Here is a 23,319-nt window from a genome sequence, read left to right on the forward strand (position 1 = left end):
GAAGCGAAGGTCCCTTCTCAATCTTTGACGGCGCCCGCGGTGACGCCGGCGGCGACGTAGCGCTGTGCGACGACGAGCAGGATGGTCGCCGGGACGGAGGCGATCACGGCGGTGGCCATGATGGCGTTCCACTCCTGGTTGTTGTTGCCGATGTAGTGGTAGATGCCGAGGGTGATCGGCTGGTGGTCGCCGCCCTGGTCGAGGGTGGAGGCGAAGATGAAGTCCGACCACGCCCACAGGAACGCGAACAGCGACACCGTGATGATCGAGTTGCGGCTGACGGGCAGCACGACGGACCAGAACGTACGCACCACGCCGGCGCCGTCGGTGCGGGCGGCCTGCAGCAGCTCCTCGGGGATGCCGGACATGAACGTGGTCAGGATCAGCACCGCGAACGGCACGGCGAGCGTGGAGTCGGCCACGATCAGCCCGGGAACGGTGTTGAGCACGCCGGTGGACAGGAAGATCGCGTAGAAGCCCATCGCCATGATGATCCCGGGGATCATCTGCGCGATCAGCAGCACGAAGCTCAGCGCCCCGCCGCCGCGCGGGCGCAGCTTGGCCAGCGAGTACGCCGCCGGCGCCGCGAGCAGCAGGGTCAGTGCCACCGTGCCGAGCCCGACGACCAGGCTCACCCCCAGATAGGGCAGCTGCTGGTCCAGCACCGCCCGGTAGCCGTCGAGGGTGCCGTCGGCCGGGAACCAGTTCGGCGGGCTCTTGCGCATGTCGGTGTCCCGGGTGAACGACACGTTGATCATCCAGTAGACCGGGAACAGCATCACGCCGGTCAGCACCAGCCCGACCGCGCTCTTCCAGTGCCTCATGCCAGTGCCTGCCTGCGCTGCACGCGGATGTAGACGAGCCCGAAGGCGAGCGCCGTCACGATCAGCAGGTTCCCCACGGCCGCGCCGGGCCCGAAGGCGGGCACCAGGTTGCCGAAGCCGAGCCGGTAGGACCAGGTGGCGAACGTGGTCGAGGCCCCGCTCGGCCCGCCCTTGGTCATGATCCAGATGATGTCGAACACCTTCAGCGTGTAGACCAGGCCGAGCAGGACGGTGATCGCCGACACCGGCCGCAGCAGCGGGAAGGTCACCTTCCAGAACCGCTGCCAGCCGTTGGCGCCGTCCAGCGCGGCGGCCTCGTAGACGGCCGGCGGGATCGCCTGCAGGCCGCTGTAGAGGACGACGAGGTTGAACGGGATGCCGATCCAGACGTTGGCGATGATGACCGACCACAGCGACCAGTCCGGCGAGGTCAGCCAGTTCACCGGCCCGATCCCGGACCAGGCCAGCACGGCGTTGACCACGCCTGAGTCGCTGTTGAGCATCCACGACCAGGTCGAGGCCGACACGATGAGCGGCAGCAGCCAGGGCACCAGGAACAGCGCCCGCAACGTGGCCGACAGCCGGAAGTGCCGGACGAAGAACAACGCCAGCGCGAGCCCGATGCCGAACTGGAAGACCAGCGACACCAGCGTGAACACCACCGTGTGCCACAGCGCGGGCGCGAACGTCGCGTCGCCGAAGACCTTGGCGTAGTTGCCGAACCCGGCGAACGGCGCGTCCCCCTGCACGAACGAGCGCACCGTGTAATTGCGCAGGCTCAGTTCGACGTTGCGATAGAGCGGATAGGCGTAGAAGACCAGCAGGTACAGCACGACCGGGGCGAGGAACGCCCACGCCGCCCACTGCCCGGATCGGGTGCGGCTCGCCCGGCTCGGTGCCGGGGCGGGCCGCACCTCCGTTTGCGTGATGTCGCCCATGCCGCTACTGGGCCGCGGCGGACTGCGCCGCCGTCATGGCCTCCTGCGGCGACTTCGAGCCGCTCAGCGCCGCCTGCACCGCGCCCCACATCGGCTCGGAGATCTTCGGGTACTTGGTGCCCAGGTCGTCGCTGGTGCGGCCCTTGGCGGCCTTGACCGCGTCCACCCACACCTTCAGCCCGGGGTCGGCCGCCACCTGCCTGTCCTGCACCGCCTCCGTGGGGGCGATGTAGGACAGCGTGGTCGTCGTGGTGAGCGAGTTGCCGGTGCTGGTCAGGCAGGTCACCAGCTTCTGCGAGGTGGCGTAGCGGTCGGTGTCGGCCTGCACGGGGACGCTGACGAACTCGCCGCCGGTCGGAGCGGGCGCGGTGCCGCCGGCCTTGCCCGGAATGGGGATGATGCCGTAGTCGAAGCCGGTTTTCCCGGCGTTGGCCAGTTGCCAGGTGCCGTTCTCGGCGAAGGCGTAGTCGCCGCCGGCGAACTCCTGCCAGCTCGTGGTCTGGGTGTTGTTGATGACGGAGTTGGGGGCGTACCCCTTCTTCAGCCAGTCCGTCCACAGCGCGACCGCGGACACGCCCTCGGGCGAGTCGAGCTTGGTGAGATTCGCGCCGGAGCCCCAGAACCAGGGCAGGAACTGGAAGCTGCCCTCCTCGGTGCCGATGGCCGAGAACGTGATGCCCTTCTTGCCGGACGCCTTCACCTTCTCCAGCGCCGCGGTCAGCGACGCCCAGTCCTTCACCGAGGCGACGTCCACCCCGGCCTTCTTCAGGACGTCCTTGTTGTAGTACAGCGCCAGGGTGTTGGCGCCGATCGGAACGCCGTAGGTCTTGCCGCCGCTCTGGCCCGCGGCCAGCAGGTTCGGCGCGATCGCGGAGACGTCGAGCTTGTTCTCCTCGGTCGCCGTCAGCACCCCGGCCTCGGCCAGCGTCGAGACCACCGGGTTGTCCACGATTAGCACGTCAGGCGAGTTGCCCTGCTGGGCGGCCAGCAGCGCCTTGTTGGTCAGGTCGCTGGTGTCGTAGCCGGTGCGCTCGACCTTGACCCCGGCGTCGGTGCCGCATTTGTCCAGCAGCTTCACCCACTCCGAGCTCTTGTCGTACTGCGGGTAGGGGTCCCAGATCGTGTGCGTCCCGCCTCCGGTGGCGGTCGCCGGGGCGCCGCCGGACGGTGACGGCGAGCAGGCGACCAGCCCGCCCACGGCGGCCAGGGCCGCCAGACTCGCGCCGGCCGCACGCCGGCTCCTTGCCGCTGATCTCATCGAGCTGACCTCCGCTGACAGGCGTTACGAGGCGGTTTCGGAACGAAGTCGAATCGATTCGCCGAATCGGTTCGACCGAAGATAGGCCCGCTCCGCCGCAGGCGTCAATGGGCGATGTCGAACGGCATCGGCGCGGAATCCCGCGACGTGCCACGTCATGAACCGATTCGACCTACGATGGTCGCCGACCGGCGGATCGGACGAGGAGCACGGGTGAACATCGGAGAGATCGCCAAGCGGGCGGGCGTGTCGCGCAGCACCGTCTCGTACGCGCTCACCGGCAAGCGCCCGGTGTCGGAGGGGACCAAGCGCCGCATCCAGGCGGTCATCGACGAGCTGGGCTACCGGCCCAACGCCTCCGCCAGGGCGCTGAAGGAGGGCCGCACCCGCACGATCGGCCTGGTCATCCCCCCGGCCAGCCAGCGCCTGACCGACATGCAGCTCGGCTTCGTGGCCAGCGTGGTCGACGCCGCCGCGCGCGCCGACCTGGACGTCCTGCTGTCGCCCTCCGGCGGCGAGCACGACCGCTCCTTCGAGCGCGTCGTCACCGGGCGGCGCGTGGACGGCGTCGTCCTCATGGAGATCCGGCTGGCGGACGACCGGGTCGACCGGCTGCTGGCGGCCGGCCTGCCGTTCGTCGGCATCGGCCGCACCCGGCACCCGGAGGGCATGTCCTGGGTGGACATCGACTACGAGACGCTGATCGCCAAGTGCGTCCACCACCTGGCCGATCTCGGCCACCGGCACCTGGCGCTGGTCAACCGCAACGCCGAGCTGGTCGCGGCCGGCTACGGCCCGGGCCACCGGGCGCAGGCCGGCTTCGACCGCGCCATCACCGAACGCGGCCTGCACGGCGTGCGGGTCTGCTGCGCCGACGACGCCCAGGCCGGGCAGTCCTGCCTCCAGCAGCTCCTCGCCGAGCACCCGGGGCTGACCGCCATCGCCACCATCAACGAGGCCGCCGTCGCCGGCGTCTACCGGGGGCTGGCCGAGGCGGGGTTGAGCGTGCCCGGCGACTTCTCCATCGCCGGCGTCGCGGCCCAGCACTGGGCCGAGAACCTGCACCCGCCGCTCACCGCCGCCGACGTCCCCGCCGACGAGATGGGCGCCCGCGCCGTCGAGCTGCTCATCCAGCGCATCGCCGACCCCGGCACCCCGCAGCGCCACCTCCTGCTGGCCCCGCCCATCTCGCTCCGCAGCACCACCGGGCCCGCCCGGCCGCGCGGCTGATCCCCCGGGCACCCGAGCCGGCCGCGCGGCCGATCCGCCGGGGCGCCCGAGCCGGGCGCCCTCTGCGGGCCTTGACCGCCACGCCGGGAGACGCTTATGGTCGCGTCGAATCGATTCGACCCATCCCTCAAGCACTCCCCGAACGGGAAAGGCGCATGGCTGAACCCCTGTCCCGGCGGGCACGCGGACTCGTGTCGCACGCCGTCCTCATCGCCACGCTCGCGCTGACCGCGATCCCGCTGAACGCCCTACCCGCGCTCGGCGCGGCGGCCCCGAACCTGATCCTGCACTACGACTTCGAAGGGGATCTGTCCGGCGGCGCCGTCGCCGACCGCACCTCCTCCCACCTCGACGGCACCCTGGCCAACCCCGGCTCGGCGACCGCCGTCCCCGGCGCCGACGGCACGCAGGCGCTGTCCCTGCCCGGCGGCGCGGCCGGCTCGGCCACCGCCCCGTACGTGACCATCCCGAACGGCCTGTTCCGCGACCGCCGCGCCATGACCATCTCGACCTGGCTGAAGTGGGCGGGTGGCCCCGACTTCCAGTGGGTCTACAACCTCGGCAGGGACGCCGCCACCGCCACCTTCGTCACCCCCTCCTACGCCGGCGACGCGACCACCCGCTCGTCCATCAAGCCGGTCAACGGCACCGGCGAGGTGGGCGTGCCCGGCGCGCAGAAGCTGCCGACCGGCCAGTGGGTCAACCTCGTCACCACCGTCGACGGAAGAACCATCACCTACTACGTCAACGGCGCCGCCGTCGGCAGCGCCGCCGCCCAGATCGACCTGGCCGCGGTCATGCACGCCGACGGCAACACCACCTCCGGCTTCCTCGGCAAGCCCTTCTGGAGCGGGCACCCGTTCCTGGCCGGCGCCCTGGACGACTTCCGCGTGTACGACGCCGCCATGACCGCCGAGCAGGTCGCCGGCCTGGCCGGGGACCACCTGGCCACCCTGACGAAGGTCGAGCGGACCTCCTTCGAGGTGACCACGTTCAGGGAGGTCGCCCCGGACCTGCCGAAGACCGCCGACGCGCAGTTCTCCGACGGCATCCGCCGCAGCGTCCCGATCACCTGGGACGCCGTCGATCCGGACCGGTACGCCAGGATCGGCCGGTTCACCGTCCAGGGCACCGCGCACGGCACCCCGGTCCAGGCCACCGTCCGCGTCACCGCGAACGAGCTGGCCGTCGACCTCGGCTCCGAGACCGGCCCCTTCCACGGCGGCGCCTCCGGCACGTTGTACGGCGTGTACGGCGAGGGCGTCCCGACCGGCAACCTCCTCGAAGGCATCAATCTGCGAACGGTGTCCACCAAGGCGCAGGACGGCCCCCAGCACCCGGGCGCCGACGCCCTCGAAGTCGTCAAGCCCCTGGCCGACGCCACGGACGGCGACGTGTACATCTACATGACCGACATCTACCGCGGCTTCCCCTACCAGTGGCCCGGCGACACCCCCGAGGCCAGGCTGGACGACTTCAAGGCCAAGATCGCCAAGCAGGTCGACCAGGTCCTGAAGCTCGACCCGAAATATCAGGACAACATCGTCTTCGTGCCGTTCAACGAGCCCGAAGGCAACATGTTCGGCACCGGCGAGTGGAGCTACAACCGGATCAGCTGGCTCGCCGACCCGCAGTACTACTTCAAGGCGTGGGACGAGGTCCACGCCCTGATCAAGGGCAGGATGCCGCGCGCCCGCATCGCCGGGCCCAACACGAGCGTGCTGTATTCCCAGGTGGAGGGCTTCCTGCGGCACACGGCCGCGGCGAAGACCGTCCCCGACGTCGTCACCTGGCACGAGCTCGGCGATCCCGCGCGCATCCGCACCAACGTGGCGAAGTATCGTGAGTGGGAGCGGGCCATCCTCGGCGACCGGCGGCTGCCGATCAACCTCAACGAGTACGCCTACAACTACCACACCTCCGTGCCCGGCCAGATGATCCAGTGGGCCTCGGCCATCGAGGAGTCGAAGGTCGACGCCGACATCGCGTACTGGAACATCGACGGCAACCTGTCCGACTCCGCGGTCCAGGCCAACCGGGGCAACGGCCAGTGGTGGCTGCTCAACGCCTACGGCGGCATGAGCGGCGACACGGTCAAGGTCACCCCGCCGCGCCCCGACGTCAGCTACACCCTGCAGGGCGTCGCCACCCTCGACAAGGCCAAGGCGCAGGCCCGCGTGCTGTTCGGCGGCGCGCCCGGCAAGGTCGACGTCCGGTTCGACGACGTGGACGCCGCCCTGTTCGGCCGTACGGTGCACGCGCTGGTCCAGGAGATCCCGTGGACCGGCCAGCTCGGCGACTCCGCCCAGCCGCAGGTCCTCGCCGAGCTCGACCGGCCGGTGCGGGACGGCTCCGTGACCTTCGCCTTCGGCGACGCGCTGCCGCAGCTCAAGGAGGCGTCGGCGTACCAGATCATCCTCACCCCGGGAGGCGGCGGCACCTCGCCCGCGCGGGCGACCAAGCTGTGGCAGGCCACGTACGAGGCCGAGAACGCCGCCCACACCGGCGCCCCCTACTACCGCAACGGCCCGGAAGGCTCACCCTCGAACGTCGCCAAGTTCTACACCTCGGGCGGTTACGACATCGGCGGCCTGCGCACCGGCTCCGACCTGGCGCTCGACTTCAAGGTCTCGGTGCCGCAGGACGGAACCTACGACCTGTCGGTCTTCGCCAACTCCCTCAACACCTTCGACGCCGTACGCGAGCAGGGTCCCACCAACGTCTTCCTCCGCGTGGACGGCGGCGCCGAGCAGGAGCTGCACCTGCCCCTGGGGTACAAGTGGGTGGTCTGGGACCACGCCGACACGAAGGTCGCGCTGACCAAGGGCGACCACGTGCTGACCCTGGCCGCGCGCGGCCTCGACGGCACCCGCGCCACCAAGGGCGACGCCCTCGTCGACAAGATCGACCTCTCCCTCGCCAACCCCGCGGCGGCCGAGACGATCTACGAGGCCGAGTACGCCACCCTCAAGGGCGCGCGCACCGACTACACGGGCAAGAAGGTCTCTGGCCACGCCGCCATCGGAAAGGACCAGACCGCGACCTTCTGGGTCTACTCCCCCGACGACGGCGAATCCACCCTCGCCATCGACACCCTCGGCGGCGGCCGGGCCTGGCTCGACGTCGACGGCCGGCGCCTGACCGGCGTCAGCGCCTCCGCGACGCGCAAGGTCTTCCTGTCCGGCGGCATCAACAAGATCACCGTCACCGGCCGGTCCGGCACGCTCCGCCTCGACCGCCTCCGCGTCGCCGACACCTCCGGCACCCTCGAACCCACCTGGTACGAGGCCGAAGCCGCCCGCCTCACCGGCACCGCCAAGGTCGCCGCCTACCCGCTGGCCGGCGGCGGCAAGGCCGTCACCGACATCGGCGGCGCCCCCGGCAACGCCGGCACCCTCACCTTCGACGTCACCGCGCCCGAGGACGGCGCCTACGCCATGACCCTCCGCTACTCCAACCCTGAGCAGTCCCCCGCCTCCCACTACAACCCCGACCCGCTGGCCCGCCACGCCGACATCTCCGTCAACGGCGCCCGGCCCCACCGAGCCTGGTTCCCCCACTCCTTCCACGCCGGCAACTTCTGGGAGCTGACCGTCCCGGTCCAGCTCAGGAAGGGAGCCAACACCGTCGCCTTCGCCTCGCGGGAGCTGCCGGACTTCGACGGCGACACCTACATCTCCGACACCTTCCCCGACATCCTGCTCCGATCGAAGTACGCCCCCATCGTGGACAAGATCGCCCTGACGCCGCTCGCCGGCTGACCCGGGGCCAGCGGGTTCGGCATGACCCCTGCCGCGGTCACACCGGAAGATCGGCGTGACCGCGGCCGGTCACCCGGTGAGCCGGTGCACCAAGGCGGCCCGGGTCTTCACCCCGAGCTTCCTGAACACGCTGGCCAGGTGCGTCTCCACCGTCCTGGGGCTGAGGAACAGGCGCTCGCCGATCTCCCGGTTCGTCAGGCCGTACGCGACCAGCTCCGCGATCTCGCGCTCCCGCTCCGACAACGAGCCCCCGGCGCCGGGCCGGTGGGCCGCCATCCGGCGCTGCTCGACGCCCACCTGGGCCGCCAGCCACGGCGCGCCGCACGACAGGAACAGCTCCTTGGCCTGCCCGCGCCGCGCCGGCTCGATCAGCGGCATCGCCGCTTCCGGGCCGCTCAGCCACAGCAGCGGCACCATGTGGTTGCGCCCGTGGTCGCGGGCCACCCGCAGCCCGCGGGCCAGGTGCCGCAGCGCGTCGGCGTTGCGGTCGGCCAGGAGCCCGAGCGCGAGCGAGGCGTTCTCCGTCAAGGATGACGCGGTTTCCCCGAGGTTTCCGGCTCCCTGATCCTTCCGCCGGGCAGGGGACGCCGCCGACGCGGAGGGTAGCCGCGATAAAACGGACGGTGAACTGCCCGTGAATCTTCTTGATCATCCACAGGACCCTTCTGCGGCTTCTGCTTGGATCATCCCTGGCCGTAAATGACCGGAAATAGCGTCAAAAATTGGGAGAGATGCGCATGGCAGCCCCGGATCAGCCCGATTTCCTCGACCAGTTCGCCGCCCTGCGGGAGACGGCGGTAGCGGCGAACGGCCTGGTCGAGGTGGCGGTCGACGGCACGAGCGACCTGGTCGGGCTGGAGATCGATCCGAGGGCGATGCGCCTTTCCTCGCGCGAACTGGCGGCCGCGATCAGGGACGCGTTCGGGCGGGCGCGCGACGCCGCGCAGGAGCGGGCCACGCAGGCCATCCCCGAGGCGCTGCACCAGGAGACCCCCGAGCTGACCGCCCTGCTTCAGGACGTCAAGTCCGACGCCCACGCCCGGATGGACGAGATCCTCGTCGTCGCGAACGAGCTGACCGCGCGGCTTGATCGGCTGATGCAGCCCAGGTCGTGAGCTCGGAGACGTCAGGCACACCGAGGTGAAAGTTCGAAGATGAGCGACACCAACAGGGAGACCCAGGTCGTCTACGGCACCCGGCTGGCCTCGGCCGACCGGCTGTCGGAGGCCGCCGACGGCCTCGAACGCGCACTCCACGGCTCTCTCGGCCGGGCCCGCAACGCGGGGAGCACCGGCGACCCCGATGACCTCAGCGAACAGTTCGACGCCGAGTTCGCCGAGCTGCCCGGACTGGCGCGGGACGCCTACGCCGCCACGGCCAGACTCCTGCGCGAACGCGCGGACAAGGTCGGCCTGTCCGAGCGGAACTACGTGAAAGCCGAGCACGCCAACGTGCAGTCCGCCCGCCACCTGAGCACCGCCGTGGAGAAGCTATGACCTGGGAACTGCCCCCCTCGCTCCAGTGGGTGCACAGCCTGGTCGCGGACGAGGCCCCCTGGCCCCGCGACGAGATGACCCGCCTCGACGGGGCCGGCGGGCTGATGGATCTCGCCGCCGCCAACCAGGGCACCCAGTCGCAGGCCGGGTCGGCCGTCGCCGGCGTCCGGGCGGCCGGCAACGTCGGCTCCGACGTCGACGTCTTCGAGGACTCCTACACCTTCGAAGAGCCACGGATGAACGACGGGGCCCTGGCCAGCCTGATAGCGGGCGCCGCGACGACCGTCCACGTGGTGCTCAAGACCATCTGGAAGTGGCTCGTCGTCATCGCCCTCATCGTCTTGCTGCTCAACCTCATCCGCGCCTTCACGCTGAACCCGGGGCTGGGCGCGCTGCTCGGCAGGCTGCGCGTGATGGCGACGCGCAAGGAGCTCGCGGCCGCGCGGGGCCAGGTGAAGAAGAACATCGCCACCAGCGCGGTCCACCCCATCCGGGCCGCGAAGGCCCTGCTGAACTCGCTGCTGGACTTCCTGCTGGCCAGGCCGGGCACGCTGCTGATCGCGAGCGGCACGGCGCTGCAGACGCTCTTCGTGACGGCCGGCGCGCTCGCCCTCGATCCCTTCGACGACAACCCGCAAGCACGCCGGGACGCCGAGCGCGTGCTGGAGCAGACCCCCGAGGGCCGGGCGGCGCTCGCCTACGCCAGGGAACACGGCATCACCACCCTGTATCAGAGCGACCGCAACATGGCGTGGTCCGCCTACAACCCGCAGCTCAACGTCATCCGCATCGGCGGATCAGAAACTGCCAGCCCCGAGGCCCTCGCGGGAGAGTTCGTCCGCCAGGTCACGATCGCCAAGGACAGGTGGGACACGCAACCGGAGGGGGACAACTACGACGCCTGGAACAACGCCCGCGAGAAGGAGGAACGGGCGGCCAACGAGGCGGCGTACCGCATGGGCAGCCAGCTCGGCCACGAGGAGGCGGCTCGCGAGAGGTACCTCGAGGACAACGACGACCCCTACCGCAACTACGGCTCGGGCAGCTACGAACGCGGGAGCGAGTACACGTACCAGAACGGTCTGGGGGCGGCGATCCTCGAATGGCCTTACAGGAAGGTCGAAGGACTGTTCAACGACGGCCCCCTCGACTGGAAGCCCTGACCCCGGTAGTGCTCGGAGAAGCGGCCACATCCTGACCGCTTCTCCTGGCAGAGTGGTCCGCGAGCGAAGCGGACGACCGGCGAAGGAGCACATCATGTCCGTACGGCCTGAACCGATGACCGTACTCGACACCCGGACACTCAACCGCGCGACGCTGGCGCGGCAGTTGCTGCTCGATCGCGCCGGCATGCCGGTGCGGGACGCCGTCGCGCACCTGTGCGGCCTGCAGGCGCAGGAGCCGCAGGAGCCGTTCGTGGGGCTCTGGTCGCGGCTGCGCGCGTTCGACCCGGCGGCGCTCTCGGACCTGCTGACCAAGCGGCGCCTGGTGCGGACCATTCTCATGCGCCGTACCGTCCACCTCCTCACCGCGGAGGACGCGCTGGCCTGGCGCGCCCGCCACGAGGCCATGCTGCGACAGCGGGTGCTCGGGGTCTACCGCCGCGAGCTCGACGGGGTGGACCTCGACGAGCTGCTGGCGGCGGGCCGGGCGCTGATGGCCGACGGGGAGCCGCGCACGATGTCCGAGCTCGGGCGGGCGGTCGCCGGCCGCTGGCCGGCGACGGGGCCGCGCGTGCTGGGCGAGACGCTGGTCGCCGCCCTCATCCCGATGGTGCAGCTGCCGCCGCGCGGGTTGTGGCGGACGAAGGCGGGCGTACGCAACGCGCTGCTGTCCTCCTGGCTCGGGCGCGAGATCGACCCGCCCGCCGCGAACGGCTCCGACCCGGTCGGCGAGGCGCTGGTGCGGCGCTACCTGGCCGCCTACGGCCCGGCGGCCTCGGCTGACCTGCGCGCCTGGTGCGGCCTGGCCGGGCTCCCTGGCGCGGTGGCCGCCGTACGCCACGAGCTCGTCTCCTTCCGCGACGAGCGCGGCCGGGAGCTGCTGGACCTGCCCGACGCGCCGCGCCCCCACGCCGACACGCCCGCGCCGGTCCGGTTCCTGCCCGCCTTCGACAACGCGATCCTCGGCTACCACGACCGCGGCCGGATCATCGACGACGCCCACCGGGGCTTGTCGGTCGCCGGCGCCCGCGTGGTCCTGGTCGACGGCCGGGTGTCCGCGACCTGGACCGTCGAGGCCGGCACGGTGGTCGTCACCCCGCTGGGCCGCCTGTCCCGGGCAGACCGCGACGAGGTCGCCGAGCAGGGGCGGGAGCTGGCGGCGTTCCTGTCCGACCACGACGGCCACGGGGTGCGGATCGACGACTGAGGTCTGGGTAGACTCCTGGGATGCCGTCCACCCTCCGGCGAAATACGCTCCGCGGCACGTGGGGCACCGTCCTGCTGCCGTTGCGAGAAGACGACTCGATCGACTTCGCCCGCCTCGCCGACGAGATCGACGTGCTGGCCGGGGCCGGCCTCGACGGCGTCTACGCCCACGGCACGGCCGGTGAGTTCCACGAGCTCACCGACGAGGAATACGCGCGGGTCAACGAGGTGCTCGCGGGGCGCAGCGGCGGCCTGCCGTACCAGATCGGCGCGAGTCACATGAGCGCTGCCACGACGCTGCGCCGGGTCGGGCTGGCTCGCGGGCTCGAACCGGCGGCCATCCAGGTGACCCTGCCCGACTGGGTGCCGATGTCGCGCGAGGAGGTGCTGCGGTTCGTCGAACGGGTCGCCAAGGCGGCCGATCCGGTCCCGCTCGTGCTGTACAACCCGCCGCACGCCAAGACCCGCCTCGGGCCCGGCGACTTCGCCGCGCTCGCCGCCGGGGTGCCGGCGTTGATCGGGGTGAAGGTGGCCTCGTGGGAGGCGGTCGGGGAGTCGGAGCTCGCGGTGTTCGTGGCCGGCCATCACTACGCCGGCGGGGTGCGGCAGGGGGCGAAGGGGTCGTACTCCAACATCGCGGCGTTCAGCCCCCGGGGCGCGATGGCCTGGCAGCGGCTCATCAGGGACGACCCCGAGGCGGCGCTCGACGTCGAACGGCGCATCGCCGGATTCTTCGCGGCGCACGTGGAGCCGCTGGCCAGGCAGGGATATGCCAATCCCGCGCTGGACAAGTTCCTGGCGCACGTCGGAGGGTGGGCCGACATCGGCACCCGGGTGCGCTGGCCCTACCGCTCCGTCGACGCCGCCCACGCCGCGGCCCTGCGCCCCGCGGCCCGTCGCGACCTGCCCGAGCTGTTCCCGTGACAGCGGGCCTCCCGCTCAGCCGACGAGGCCGGGACGGGGTGTGAGGGCGACGGCCAGTTCGGCGAAGGCGGTGGCCGTGGGGAGGGGGTCGGCGGGCAGGGCGAGGAGGATGGTGCGCTCGGCGGCCGGGTCCAGCGGGATCGCGTGCACGCCCGGGCGGTGGGCGGGCAGCGACAGCTCGGGGACGATGCTCACCCCGAGCCCTTCGGCGACCATGGCCAGGATGCTGTTGGTGTCGCGTACGCGGTAGTGGCACTTCAGGCTCGCCCCCGCCGCCCGCGCGAGCGCCGTGATCAGCGGCTCGCAGCCGCCCGTGGACATGATGAACGGGTGCCGGGACAGCTCGGCCACCGGCACCGAGTCGCGGACTCCCAGCTCGTGGCCGCTGGGCAGGACGGCCAGCAGGCGGTCGGCGGCGAACGGCCGCGCCACCGAACCGGCGGGGATCGCGGCGGCCCCGGCCGACACGGTCGCGAGGTCCGCCGCCCCCGTTTCGAGCCACTCCAGCACCTCGTCGTCCGAGCCCTCCATCACCGTCAGCCGCACCTGCGGACAGGCCTCCCCGAACCGCCGCAGGATCGGCGGCAGCAGCCGGACGTTCGCGCTGGGGATGACCCCGACGCGCAGGGTGCCGCGATCGTGCCTCCGGGCCGCGGCCACCTCCTGCTCCAGCGCTTCCACCTGGGTGAGGATGAGCGTGGCGCGGCGGCACACGGCCCGCCCGGCCGCCGTCAGGCTCACCCCGTGGTTGCCCCGCACCAGCAGCGCGACCCCGAGCTCGCTCTCCAGGGCGCGCAGCGCGTGGCTGACCGCGGACTGGGTGGTGGCCAGTTCCTCGGCGGCCCGGGTCATGTTGCCGGTCCGGGCGACCGCCTGCAGGATCCGCAACTGGGTGAACGTCACAGCGCCGCCCGCAGCAGGCCCACGACCAGGGGGTGCGGGGCGCCGGGGCGCGAGCGGGCCTGCGGCACGAACAGCGTCGCCACGTAGTAGGGGTGGCCGGGGATCTCCAGCACCCGGGCCTCGCCGTCGCCGTCCACGCCGGTGACCGCGAAGCCGCCGTCGTGCAGGGTCCCCTGCCGGCGAGGGTCGAGGCCGAAGTTGCAGTAGTACTGCTCCTCGACCTCGGCCCGCCCGTACAGCGCGGCCACCCGGGAGCCGGGGACCAGGGTGACGGGCATGGTCCTGCCCGCCAGGGAGCAGGTCAGCTCCGACACGAACAGGGTGGAGGCGTACGGGTCGTACTCGGCGTGCTGCGCGTCCGCGTAGCCGAGCACGTGGCGGGCGTACTCGATGATCATGTGCTGGCAGCCGCCGCACGTCCCCAGGGTGGGCACGCCGTGCTCGCGGCCGTGCTTCAGCGCGGCGAGCGCGCCGCGCAGGCTCCGGTACGGGCTGCCGGGCGCGCACCACAACACGTCGGCGGCCTTGACCTCGGCCAGGTCGGATTCGAGCGGTTCGGTGGCCAGCCAGCGCACGTCCACCCCGATGCCGAGGTACGCGGCGGCGTGGCGCAGCGCGTCGTCGGTGGCCACGTGCGGGGGAAACGCGGGGTCGCGGTCGCCGATGACCGCGACGCGCAGGGATCTGTCCATGGGCCCCCACTATGCGGGGGCCCGGCCATGAACGCCAATGCCGGACCACGCGCACGCCATGAGCGATCGCTCATGTCCGTACCGACCTGCTGTTTCAACGCCGTTTAAGCGCCATTTCAGAGCGGGCTGAGAGCTTGTGCTCAAACGGAAGGATCCAAATGTCACTGAAGAAACGTGCCGCGAGTGTACTGATCGGCGGATCGCTCGTTCTGGGAGGAGCGGCGGTAATCGCGCCCCCGGCTTCCGCGGACCCGTGTTGCGCCCCCTGTTACGGCAGCAACGGCGTGCACATCGTCGATCATGGCGAGACGCCTTACGGCCTGATCTGGGCGAAGGTGCTCAACTGCAGCTACGGCCGAGAGGTCACGGTCGACGTCTCCAACGCGGTGGACCCGCCCTGCGAATATGTGGGCAAGGGCAAGACGAAGAACTTCTATACGAAAACCTACCTGTGGTCAGACGTGCGGAAGGCGAAATTCTGCTGAACGCCGTTTCGCTGTTCTGACTCCCGGCCGGGCGCCGCCGGCGCCGGGCCGGGGCGTCATTTGCTGTGGCGGTTGGCCGTCCGTACGGCGGTGTAGATGACGACCCAGAGCACCGCCAGGTAGATGAGCTGGCTGACTATTTCGACGATACCGATGTTGGCCATGCCCGCACCGTACGGGGCCGTGGTTGAGGAACTGTTGAGGATCAGTTAAAGCGCCAGGAGGGCGGCGGCTTCCCGCAGGAACCGGTCGGGCCGGCCTCCCGCCCATATGCGTCGCCCGTCAATCACGCGAAAGGCGATTCACGCCGCGGATTCCCAGGAAACCCCGCCCTTGACAGACCTGACAGAGTGCCCATAGCCTCCCCGTGTTTATATCGATTTAATACGGCGGAGGCCGAGAAGATGAGACCCCCCGGCGGCTTCCGCCGCGCCCTCACCACCGCCCTGGCCGCGCTCCTCGCCCTGCCGCTGACGGCGTTACCCGCCGCCGCGGAGCCGTACGGCCGGATCCGGCTCGAGCACCTCGACCGCGGGCTGGTCGCGGCCACGACCGGCGACGGCGTGTACCTGAGCTGGCGCCTGCTCGGCGACGAGGTGACCGGGCACGGCGCGACCGGCATGACGGGCGCCGACTTCAAGGTCTACAGGGACGGCCGCCCCATCGCGACCGTCACCGACAGCACCAACTACCTCGACCGCGGCGCGACGGCGGGCTCCGAGTACCGCGTGGCGCCGATCGTCAAGGGCAGGGAGGGCCGCCGCAGCCCCGCGGCCACGCCTTGGGCTAAATCGTTTTACGACCTGCCGCTGAAGAAGCCGGCCGACGGCGTCACCCCGGCCGGGGAGGCGTACACGTACGCGGCCAACGACGTGAGCGTCGGCGACGTGGACGGCGACGGCCAGTACGAGTACGTCGTCAAATGGGACCCCTCCAACTCCAAGGACGTCTCCCAGCGCGGCTACACCGGCAACACCTACGTCGACACCTACGAGCTCGACGGCACCCTGCGCTGGCGGCTCGACCTGGGCGTGAACATCCGCTCCGGCGCCCACTACACCCAGTTCCTGGTCTACGACTTCGACGGCGACGGCCGTTCGGAGATGATGCTGAAGACCGCCCCCGGCACGAAGGCCATCCGGTACGGGGCGGACGGCCGGGTCGTCTCCGAGCACTACGTCACCATGCCGCGCCAGGACGTCAAGGCCGGATATTCGCACCGCGACGACTATCGCAAGAGCGCCGCGGACTATTTCGACTATCTCGTCGAGACTTTCGCGAAATGGCAGGAGCATCCCGAGGTGGTCGCCGGGCGCTGGCCCAAGACCCTGGAGGAGGCCTTCGGCATCGAGCCGGCCCACAGCTATCCGCTCTCCCATGAGGACGCCGTCGAGCTCGCCACGTACTTCGTCGACGTCTACGCGCCCAAGCGCAGCGGCAACAACCGGCTGCGGGAGTTCGCCGGGTTCGTCATCACCGGTCCCGAATACCTGACGGTGTTCGACGGCGGCTCGGGCAAGGAGCTGCAGACGATCTCGTACAAGCCGGGACGCGGCGACGACGGGCTGCTGTGGGGCGACTACGCGATGGCCAGGATCGAGCCGGGCAACCGGGTGGACCGGTTCCTGTCGTCGGTCGCCTACCTCGACGGCCGCCGCCCTTCGGCGATCTTCGCCCGCGGCTACTACACCCGCACCACGCTCGTGGCCTACGACTGGGACGGCCGGCGGCTGAAGGAGGTCTGGTACGTCGACAGCGGCCACGTGCCGATGTCCAACCCGTTCAACGGCGCGCCGCACGGCGTCCCGGGCAGCAACCCGGAATATGCCGACCTGACCACGCAGGGCTTCCACTCGATGAGCGTGGCCGACGTGGACGCCGACGGCCGCCAGGAGATCGTCTACGGCTCGGCGACCATCGACGACGACGGCGACCTGCTGTACTCCTCGTTCGCGACGGCGCCGCCGCAGAGCAACGTGCCGGGGCAGAACGTCCGGCTCGGCCACGGCGACGCCATGCACGTCGGTGACTTCGACCCCGATCGTCCCGGCCTGGAGATCTGGACGGTGCACGAGGGCGGCCCGTACGCCCCGTACGGATGGGCGCTGCGCGACGCGGCCACCGGCGAGGTGATCCACGGCGGCTACAGCGGCGTCGACACCGGCCGCGGCATGGTCGGCGACATCGACCCGGCGGTCCGCGGCCTGGAGACGTGGTCCTCGATGCCGCCGAACCAGGCGATCGAGGCCGGGCTGTGGTCGGCGCGCGGCGACTTCCTGGGCCGTTCCGCGCCCGGCACGAACATGAGCATCCGCTGGGCGGCCGACATGACGACCCAGTTCGTCAACGGCACCGCCACCACGGTCCTGCAGACGCCGACGATCGACGACTGGAAGCGCGGCACGCTGCTGACCGCCGAGGGCACGCTGGCCAACAACTGGACGAAGGGCAACCCCGGGCTGGTCGCGGACGTGTTCGGCGACTGGCGGGAGGAGCTGCTGGTCCGTACGGCCGACAGCGGCGCGCTGCGGATCTACCTCAGCACCGAGGTGACCGGGCGCAAGCTCTACACCCTCATGCACGACCCGCAGTACCGGGTGGAGGTGGCCAGGCAGCAGACGGGCTACAACCAGCCGGCGTACCCGAGCTTCTACTTCGGCTCGGACATCGACTGGTCCCGCGTCCCCCTGCCCCGTCTGCGGTGACGCCGGCCGGCCCCCGGCCCAGGTCTTTGACGTACCGGCCGGGGGTCAGACCGAGGATGCGTTTGAAGTGGCGGGTGAGGTGGGCCTGGTCGTAGAAGCCCGCCTCCGTCGCGGCCAGCGGGATGGGCAGGCCCGCGCGGAGCAACGACTTGGCGTGCCGTACTCGTGCCTGGGTCTGATAGGCGTGCGGCGTCATCCCGACGCTCTCGTGGAAGACCCGGCACAGGTGGAAGGCGCTGAGACCGGCGTGGGCGGCCAAGGCGCGCAGGGTGACGTTCTCCTGGGCGTGTTCGTCGAGGTATTGCCTGCTGACGCGGACGGACCGGCGTTCACGGCCGGGCGAGCGGGGATCCCGTGGTGGGGCCGCGTGCCGGGAGACCAGGAGCACCAGGGCCTGGGCCAGGTGCGACTCGCGTTCGAGCGGGGTGGAGGCGGACGGCTCGGACAGGCGGTGGTAGCGGCGCAGCAGGGCCGCGAGCTCGTCGTCGCGTACGGCCCGGCCGCCGAACCTCGGCATCGCGGGTCCGGGGAACTCCGCCATGATCTCGCGCATGAGCGCCTGCCCCGGGTACAGGGCCCGGTAGGTCCAGGTCACCTCCGGAGGCGGGCCGCCGGCGTGGGCCTCCTCGGGGTTGAGCACGATGAGCTCGCCGGGGCCGACCAGGTGCCGGTCGCCGCGGTAGGTGGGGGTGACCAGGCCGTGCTCGGTCAGGGCGATGAAGTACTCCTCGTGCGCGTGCGCGTGGAAGGCGAACTCGGTGAGGCTGGCGCTGAACAGCTCCAGCCCGCCGAGGTCGTGCGCCCGCCACATCCGGGACGTGGATGCCACGACACCACCCTACGGGGGCAGCAATCCCGTACAAGACGGGTGTTTTCCCGGCTGCCTAGGGTCCTCGCATGGACACACAACTGAACGAGGTGCTGGCCCGCACGGCCGAGCTCGCGACCGGATGGCTGGGGTCGATGGAGGAGCGGCCGGTCGGCGAGACGGCGTCGGTGGCGGAGTTGCGTGACAGGCTCGGCGGGCCGCTGCCCGAGGAGCCCGTCGAGGCGGTGAAGGTCGTGGAGGAGCTGGCCCGGGCGGCCGAGCCGGGGCTGGTGGCGATCCCGTCGGGCCGGTATTTCGGGTTCGTCATCGGCGGCGGGCTGCCGGCGGCGGTCGCGGCCGACTGGCTGACCTCGGTGTGGGATCAGTGCCCGGCCCTGTACGCGTGCGGCCCGGCCGCGTCGGTGACCGAGGAGGTGGCGGGCGCGTGGCTGGCGGAGCTGCTCGGGCTGCCGCGGGAGGCGTCGTTCGCGTTCGTGCCCGGTTGCCAGACCGCTCACCTGACGTGCCTGGCCGCGGCCCGCCACCAGGTGCTCTCGCGGGTGGGCTGGGACGTGGAGGAGCTGGGCCTGGCCGGGGCGCCGCCGGTACGGGTGCTGGTGGGTGAGCGGCGGCATGTGAGCGTGGATCGGGCCCTGCGGTTCCTGGGCGTCGGGCGGGCGTCGCTGACCGTCGTGCCGTCCGACTCCCGGACGCGCATGGACGTGACCCGACTGCGTGAGCTGCTCGGGGACGGCCCGGCGATCGTCTGCGCGCAGGCCGGCGAGATCAACACCGGCGCCTTCGACGACCTGGACGCCGTCGCCGGCCTCACCACGCGGGCGGGCGCGTGGCTGCACGTGGACGGCGCGTTCGGCCTGTGGGCGGCGGCCAGCCCGCGCCTGCGCCACCTGGTCGGCGGGCTGGAGCGGGCCGACTCGTGGGCGTTCGACACCCACAAGTGGCTGAACGTCCCCTACGACTCCGGCCTGGCCTACTGCGCCCACCCGGACGCGCACCGGGCCGCGATGAGCGTCACCGCCGACTACCTGGTGCAAGGCGGCCCGGGCCGGCCTCGCGAGCCCATGGACTGGACGCCGGCCTTCTCGCGGCGGGCCCGCGGGTTCGCCGTCTACGCCGCGCTGCGGTCGCTGGGGCGCCAGGGCGTGGCCGACCTGGTGGAGCGCTGCTGCGCGCACGCCCGGGCGTTCGCCGAGGGGCTGGCGGACGTGCCCGGCTGCCGGGTGCTGAACGACGTGGTGCTGAACCAGGTGCTGTTCCGCTTCGAGGACGACGCCACGACCGAACGGGTGCTGCGGCGGGTGGTGGAAGGCGGGCAGGCGTGGATGAGCGGGACGGCGTTCGAGGGGCGCCGGGCCATCCGCCTGTCGGTGTCGAACTGGCAGACGAGCGACCGGGACATCGCCCTGACGCTGGAGGCGTTCAGGAAGGCGGCGGCCTAGACCCGGCGGTGTGGCATACCCTCATCCGGGGCAGGTGACCGGAAAGAGGTACGCATGCCGCCAGGAGCCCGCGACAGCGCCGAGCCGTCCGTCCTTGGGCGCGTTGTCACGGTCGTGGCGTGAGCGGGCGCTGCTGACCCAGGAGGAGCTGGTGGGGCTGAGCGTCCGGACCGTCCGCCGGTGGGAGTCAGGCGAGCTGCGGCAGCCGCAGAGCGCGTCGTTGCGGCTGTACGCCGAGGCGCTCGGCCTGGACGCGGCGGAGCCGGCGACCCTGACCCAGGCCGCGAGCGGAGCCGCCCACCCGGACGCGCGCGTCGTCGCCCTGGCCGGCACCCGTATCACCGACGCGGCGCTCCTCGTCCGCCGCGCCAGGCGATGAACGGCCCCACGGGCACCCGGCCGGTGCGGCGATCTGCCCAGCGGCCGGAGAAATTACTCATTTCGCAGAACTTACGGCAGAAACCCCAGTACTTGCCATTCTTGATGCCGTAAATCCGATACAGCCATAAAAGATACAGCTCGCACTTATACCGAACCTTGACCTCACGTTTGCGCCTACGGACGCGTGCTGAGCGGGAGGTAGAGGACGAGACGGGCCCCGTGGGTTCCGGGAGCGGGGTCCTGGGCTGTCAGGGTGCCACCGTGGCCCTCGGCGATCAGGCGGGCGATCGGCAGCCCGAGCCCGAACCCGCCGGCGTCCCTGCTGCGCGCGCTGTCCAGCCGGGCGAACCGTTCGAAGACGGCCGCACGCTGGTCCGGCGGGATGCCGTCTCCGTCGTCGGCGACCTCCAGCACCGCGGTGCCCGAGGCGAACCCGCCGTCCTGCACGCCGAGCTCGTACTCGCGCCGGACGACCAAGGTGATCGTGCTGTCGGCGTGTCGCTCGGCGTTGTCAAGCAACCTGGTAACCAGTTCGCGCAGCCGCGACGGCTGGCCGGTGACCAGGACACCCGGCGCCAGGTGGTCGACGACGGTCTTGGTCCAGGGCCGGCTGCTCCGCGCCATCGACGTGATCTCCGCCAGGTCCACCAGTTGGAGCTCTTCGCCCGTGCCGCGGTCCTGCCCGCTGAGAAGCAGCAGGCCGGAGGCGATCGCTTCCAGCCGGTCCACGCTGGACAGAACGGCGTTCGACAGCGTGGGCACATCGGTGTCCTCAGGCGCGATCAGCGCGTCCTCGATCTGGACCCGCATCGCGGCCAGCGGGGTGCGCAGTTCGTGGGAGGCGTCGGTGCTGAAGCGCCGCTGCTCCTCCAGCGCCCGCTCCAGCCGGTTCAGGTAGTGGTTCACGGTGCCGGCCAGGTAGTGGATCTCGTCCTTCGCCTCGGGGACCGGCACCCGGACGCTCATGTCGGCGTTGCGGATGTTGTCGAGGCGTCGTTGGATGTGGGCCACCGGCGCCAGGGAGCGGGCCACGATGTGCCGCGCGCCCAGCGCGGCACCGCCGGTCAGCAGCACCGTCATGACGACGAGCAGCGGCAGCAGCCCCGGGTGGACGTAGAACGGCACCGTCGGCGCCGCGGTGTAGACGGTCCAGTCGCCGTCGCTGCGATGCACCCGCTGCGCGACCACGACGTCGCACGTGTCGGAGGCGAACACGGTCCCGCAGATCACCGTGCTGGCCGTGCGCCGCGGCGGCTCCGGCACCAGCCGGGTCATCGCGGGCTTGCCCCGCAGGTCGCTGCTGGCGGCGACGACCTTTCCGCGAGAGTCGACCACCTGGACGGGGCGGATGAGGGCCGGCGGGATGGCGGGCAGCGGATCCACGCCGTCACCGTGCTCGACGTAGTACGCGGTCACCTCCCCATCTGCCGTCACTTCGTCGATGAGGCCGAGCGTGGCCGCGTGATGGGCCACGTTCAGCAGCACCAGGGAGAAGACACCGCAGAGCAGGCAGACCGCGATGCCCGTGAAGAGCGCCAAACGGGTCCGCATGCTCATTCCGTTGCCTAGTCTCACGTTCAGTCCTCGTATTCATCCCCGCACAGGTTCTCCTTGCCGATGGCCGGTGCGCCAATCACCCAGCTCGGCAACTGTTCTTCCACGTGCGGCACCTGACCCCGGAGGGACAGGGCCCTCAGCTTCGCGCCTGTCCCTCCGGCAGGATCTCCGTACGAACCGGATCCGCGTTTTCCGGAGGCATTCCCGGAAAGGCTCCGGTAAGCAATGCGGCGACAGAGTAAAGGCTCCAGGCCAGGGCGCCGGCTCTTTTCGAGCACGAATTCACCGAGCGGTTTCGACAAATGAGGCCCCGATCCGGAAACGCCGGGGCTTTCCGTCGAGCTCGATCTCGGACTCGAGGCGCGACTGCCCGGTCCTTGATCCTTTCGGCCCTGCTCGGGACCCATCCGCCGCGGCTGCCCGTGCGGGCGCTCGTCGCGCTGAGCTCGTTGTTCGGCATCCGGAACGCGGCGCCGCGCGCCCCGGGCGCCACCGGAGGCGGGGGATCCGGTCCGTTCCCGCGTCTGCCGGTCCGCTCAGCTGATCGGGACGGTGAGCCGGCGGCTGGTGGGCGGCGGCTCCTTGCGCTCGCCGAGGAGGGTCATCAGCTGGTCCATGGCCACCTGGCCGAGCTTCTCGCCGTCCACGTCGATCGCGGGGACGTCGTTCAGGCCGAGGCTGTCGACGATCATGCGCTCCGAGCTGACCACGACATCGTGGATTCCCCGGCGGAGCAGGGCGAACATGAGGCCGAGGCCGATCGAGGTCGCGTACGGGACCACGGCGGTGGCGCGGGCGGCCACCACGGCCTCCGCCGTCTCCACCCCGGCGGCGAACGTCGAGGGGTAGGGGCCGAGCATGGTCAGCGTCGCGCCGCTCGACTCCGCCGCGGCGCGGATGGCCGCCTGGCGCTGGCGATCCTGCCAGGAGCCGGCCGGGCCGCCGACGTACACGATGCGCTCGTGGCCCTTCTCGGCGAACCAGCCGACGAGCGAGCCGAAGGCGGTCGCCGTGTCGGCGACCGCCGAGGTCATGCCCTCGATCTCGCGGTCGATGAGCACGGTCGGCTTGAACGACGCCGCGGCGCGGACGATCTCGTCGGAGCCTCGGGGCGCGGTGAGCAGGAAGCCGTCGACCTGGTGCGCGAGCTGCTCGACCGCGGCGAGCTGGGCCGCGTGCTCCAGGGAGTGCACCGCGATGGTCAGCTGCATGCCCGAGTCGGCCGCGCGCGCCTGGGCGCCGCCGATGATCGGGGTGAAGAAGGTGTTGTCGAGCGTGGGCACCACGACGGCGACCACCCCGGTCCGCCCGCGGGCAAGCTGGGTGGCCGCCCGGTTGGGAACGAATCCGAGCTGCTCAGCGGCTGCGCGGACGCGGGCCACCGTTTCCGGGGCGGCCAGGTCCGGCCGGCCCAGGGCGCGGGAGGCCGTCGTCTTGGAAACCCCGGCCAGCGCGGCGACGTCCGCGAGTGTTGGCAATGATCCTCCTTGGGTCGTTACACGGAATTCACGTGGGGGTTTGTGCGCGA

19 protein-coding genes and 1 pseudogene are annotated in these 23,319 nt (G+C 71.2%); 11 read left to right on the forward strand and 9 right to left on the reverse strand.

What is annotated here, in order from left to right; all coding sequences use genetic code 11:
• Nucleotides 1–17 precede the first annotated feature (17 nt).
• Genes ABZS69_RS23195 through ABZS69_RS23205 form a run of 3 tightly spaced genes read right to left on the reverse strand, consistent with a single transcriptional unit; the run spans nucleotide 18 to nucleotide 3,020 of the window.
• Nucleotides 18–824 (reverse strand): carbohydrate ABC transporter permease, encoded by an 807-nt coding sequence (locus tag ABZS69_RS23195; RefSeq protein WP_355375917.1) that lies wholly within the window; start codon nucleotides 822–824, stop codon nucleotides 18–20.
• Nucleotides 821–1,762, reverse strand: a complete 942-nt coding sequence (locus ABZS69_RS23200; protein ID WP_355375920.1) for a sugar ABC transporter permease — start codon at nucleotides 1,760–1,762, stop codon at nucleotides 821–823. Before ABZS69_RS23200 ends, ABZS69_RS23195 begins: the two co-directional genes overlap by 4 nt.
• 4 nt (nucleotides 1,763–1,766) lie before the next feature.
• The gene (locus tag ABZS69_RS23205; RefSeq protein ID WP_355375923.1) at nucleotides 1,767–3,020 is read right to left on the reverse strand and encodes an extracellular solute-binding protein; all 1,254 of its coding nucleotides are present in this window, start codon (nucleotides 3,018–3,020) and stop codon (nucleotides 1,767–1,769) included.
• 213 nt (nucleotides 3,021–3,233) lie between these two features.
• Between ABZS69_RS23205 and ABZS69_RS23210 the strand changes: the two genes are divergently transcribed.
• Together ABZS69_RS23210 and ABZS69_RS23215 are read left to right on the forward strand one after the other, a co-directional pair.
• Nucleotides 3,234–4,250, forward strand: a complete 1,017-nt coding sequence (locus ABZS69_RS23210) for a LacI family DNA-binding transcriptional regulator (RefSeq protein WP_355375926.1) — start codon at nucleotides 3,234–3,236, stop codon at nucleotides 4,248–4,250.
• 155 nt (nucleotides 4,251–4,405) lie between these two features.
• Nucleotides 4,406–8,011 carry a LamG-like jellyroll fold domain-containing protein gene (locus ABZS69_RS23215; RefSeq protein WP_355375929.1) on the forward strand — a complete coding sequence of 1,202 codons (3,606 nt, stop codon included), beginning with the start codon at nucleotides 4,406–4,408 and terminating at the stop codon, nucleotides 8,009–8,011.
• Between the two features lie 69 nt (nucleotides 8,012–8,080).
• On the opposite strand, the gene ABZS69_RS23220 is transcribed toward ABZS69_RS23215, so the two are convergent.
• Complete coding sequence (locus ABZS69_RS23220) at nucleotides 8,081–8,539, reverse strand: LuxR C-terminal-related transcriptional regulator (RefSeq protein WP_355375932.1); 459 nt, start codon at nucleotides 8,537–8,539, stop codon at nucleotides 8,081–8,083.
• Nucleotides 8,540–8,748: 209 nt separating this feature from the next.
• On the opposite strand from ABZS69_RS23220, the gene ABZS69_RS23225 reads away from it, so the two are divergent.
• From ABZS69_RS23225 to ABZS69_RS23245, 5 genes are all read left to right on the forward strand, one after another.
• Nucleotides 8,749–9,126: a YbaB/EbfC family nucleoid-associated protein gene (locus ABZS69_RS23225; RefSeq protein ID WP_355375935.1), complete on the forward strand. Its 378-nt coding sequence runs from the start codon at nucleotides 8,749–8,751 to the stop codon at nucleotides 9,124–9,126.
• 39 nt (nucleotides 9,127–9,165) lie between these two features.
• Complete coding sequence (locus ABZS69_RS23230) at nucleotides 9,166–9,507, forward strand: hypothetical protein (protein ID WP_355375938.1); 342 nt, start codon at nucleotides 9,166–9,168, stop codon at nucleotides 9,505–9,507.
• Nucleotides 9,504–10,670, forward strand: coding sequence for a hypothetical protein (locus ABZS69_RS23235; RefSeq protein WP_355375941.1), 1,167 nt, complete (start codon nucleotides 9,504–9,506; stop codon nucleotides 10,668–10,670). Before ABZS69_RS23230 ends, ABZS69_RS23235 begins: the two co-directional genes overlap by 4 nt.
• 115 nt (nucleotides 10,671–10,785) lie before the next feature.
• Complete coding sequence (locus tag ABZS69_RS23240) at nucleotides 10,786–11,877, forward strand: winged helix DNA-binding domain-containing protein (protein WP_355376398.1); 1,092 nt, start codon at nucleotides 10,786–10,788, stop codon at nucleotides 11,875–11,877.
• A 20-nt stretch (nucleotides 11,878–11,897) separates the two neighbouring features.
• Nucleotides 11,898–12,800: a dihydrodipicolinate synthase family protein gene (locus tag ABZS69_RS23245; protein WP_355375943.1), complete on the forward strand. Its 903-nt coding sequence runs from the start codon at nucleotides 11,898–11,900 to the stop codon at nucleotides 12,798–12,800.
• Between the two features lie 15 nt (nucleotides 12,801–12,815).
• Here the strand turns inward: ABZS69_RS23245 and ABZS69_RS23250 are convergent, their stop codons facing one another.
• Nucleotides 12,816–13,703: a LysR family transcriptional regulator gene (locus ABZS69_RS23250; RefSeq protein ID WP_355375946.1), complete on the reverse strand. Its 888-nt coding sequence runs from the start codon at nucleotides 13,701–13,703 to the stop codon at nucleotides 12,816–12,818.
• Nucleotides 13,700–14,395, reverse strand: a complete 696-nt coding sequence (locus tag ABZS69_RS23255) for a hypothetical protein (protein WP_355375949.1) — start codon at nucleotides 14,393–14,395, stop codon at nucleotides 13,700–13,702. The genes ABZS69_RS23250 and ABZS69_RS23255 overlap by 4 nt, the downstream gene beginning before the upstream one ends.
• 158 nt (nucleotides 14,396–14,553) lie before the next feature.
• Between ABZS69_RS23255 and ABZS69_RS23260 the strand changes: the two genes are divergently transcribed.
• Both ABZS69_RS23260 and ABZS69_RS23265 read left to right on the forward strand, forming a co-directional pair.
• Complete coding sequence (locus ABZS69_RS23260; protein WP_355375952.1) at nucleotides 14,554–14,880, forward strand: hypothetical protein; 327 nt, start codon at nucleotides 14,554–14,556, stop codon at nucleotides 14,878–14,880.
• Nucleotides 14,881–15,284: 404 nt separating this feature from the next.
• Complete coding sequence (locus ABZS69_RS23265; RefSeq protein WP_355375955.1) at nucleotides 15,285–17,585, forward strand: rhamnogalacturonan lyase; 2,301 nt, start codon at nucleotides 15,285–15,287, stop codon at nucleotides 17,583–17,585.
• A gap of 37 nt (nucleotides 17,586–17,622) precedes the next feature.
• Here ABZS69_RS23265 and ABZS69_RS23270 read toward each other — a convergent pair.
• Nucleotides 17,623–18,396, reverse strand: a pseudogene (locus ABZS69_RS23270) (AraC family transcriptional regulator); the annotation flags it as partial.
• Nucleotides 18,397–18,482: 86 nt separating this feature from the next.
• Here ABZS69_RS23270 and ABZS69_RS23275 point away from each other — a divergent pair.
• Both ABZS69_RS23275 and ABZS69_RS23280 read left to right on the forward strand, forming a co-directional pair.
• Nucleotides 18,483–19,853 (forward strand): pyridoxal-dependent decarboxylase, encoded by a 1,371-nt coding sequence (locus ABZS69_RS23275; RefSeq protein ID WP_355375958.1) that lies wholly within the window; start codon nucleotides 18,483–18,485, stop codon nucleotides 19,851–19,853.
• A 94-nt stretch (nucleotides 19,854–19,947) separates the two neighbouring features.
• Nucleotides 19,948–20,232, forward strand: a complete 285-nt coding sequence (locus ABZS69_RS23280; RefSeq protein WP_355375960.1) for a helix-turn-helix transcriptional regulator — start codon at nucleotides 19,948–19,950, stop codon at nucleotides 20,230–20,232.
• A gap of 176 nt (nucleotides 20,233–20,408) precedes the next feature.
• On the opposite strand, the gene ABZS69_RS23285 is transcribed toward ABZS69_RS23280, so the two are convergent.
• Both ABZS69_RS23285 and ABZS69_RS23290 read right to left on the reverse strand, forming a co-directional pair.
• Nucleotides 20,409–21,785 carry a HAMP domain-containing sensor histidine kinase gene (locus ABZS69_RS23285; protein WP_355375963.1) on the reverse strand — a complete coding sequence of 459 codons (1,377 nt, stop codon included), beginning with the start codon at nucleotides 21,783–21,785 and terminating at the stop codon, nucleotides 20,409–20,411.
• Between the two features lie 542 nt (nucleotides 21,786–22,327).
• A complete protein-coding gene (locus ABZS69_RS23290; RefSeq protein ID WP_355375966.1) occupies nucleotides 22,328–23,269 on the reverse strand; it encodes a LacI family DNA-binding transcriptional regulator in 942 nt (313 codons plus the stop codon).
• Between the last annotated feature and the right edge of the window lie 50 nt (nucleotides 23,270–23,319).

The sequence above is a fragment of the Nonomuraea sp. NPDC005650 genome, from assembly GCF_040605375.1.
Classification (GTDB): domain Bacteria; phylum Actinomycetota; class Actinomycetes; order Streptosporangiales; family Streptosporangiaceae; genus Nonomuraea.